The 592-nt window shown below is 64.9% G+C and carries 1 pseudogene; it reads left to right on the plus strand.

From position 1 onward, the window contains the following. Window positions 1-20: 20 nt before the first annotated feature. Window positions 21-592: pseudogene (locus tag A5781_RS01165) on the plus strand (phosphopantetheine-binding protein); the annotation flags it as partial.

A 592-nucleotide genomic window follows, 5' to 3' on the forward strand; every position in this document is an offset into this window, starting at 1 on the left:
GATGTGTATAAGAGACAGCCGCAGCCCGGTTTGTGGCGTGTCCGTTTGGAGGGGCGGGGGCGCGGATGTATCGGACCGGGGATTTGGTGTCGTGGGGTGTTGATGGGCAGTTGCGCTATGTGGGGCGTGCTGATGAGCAGGTCAAGATCCGCGGGTATCGCATCGAACTCGGTGAAATCCAAACCACACTAGCCAGCTTGGACGGGGTGGACCAGGCGGTGGTGATCGCCCGCGAGGACCACCCCGGGGATAAGCGGCTGGTCGGCTATGTCACCGAATCGGGTTCGGGGACAGTGGATCCGGACGCCATCCGCACGCAGTTAGCGGATCGGCTGCCGGGCTATATGGTGCCGGCCGCGATCGTGGTGCTCGACGCCCTACCCCTGACGGTCAACGGCAAACTCGACACCCGCGCCCTGCCCGCCCCCGACTACACCGGCGTTCGATACCGCGCACCGGGCAGTCTTCTCGAGGAGGTGCTGGCCGGCATTTATGCCCAAGTGTTGGGTGTGGACCGCGTCGGGGTCGACGACTCGTTCTTCGAGTTGGGTGGGGATTCGTTGTCGGCGATGCGGCTGATCGCGGCGGGCCT

Origin of the sequence: Mycobacterium sp. 852002-30065_SCH5024008 (assembly GCF_001665645.1) — a bacterium.
GTDB lineage: Bacteria > Actinomycetota > Actinomycetes > Mycobacteriales > Mycobacteriaceae > Mycobacterium > Mycobacterium paraffinicum.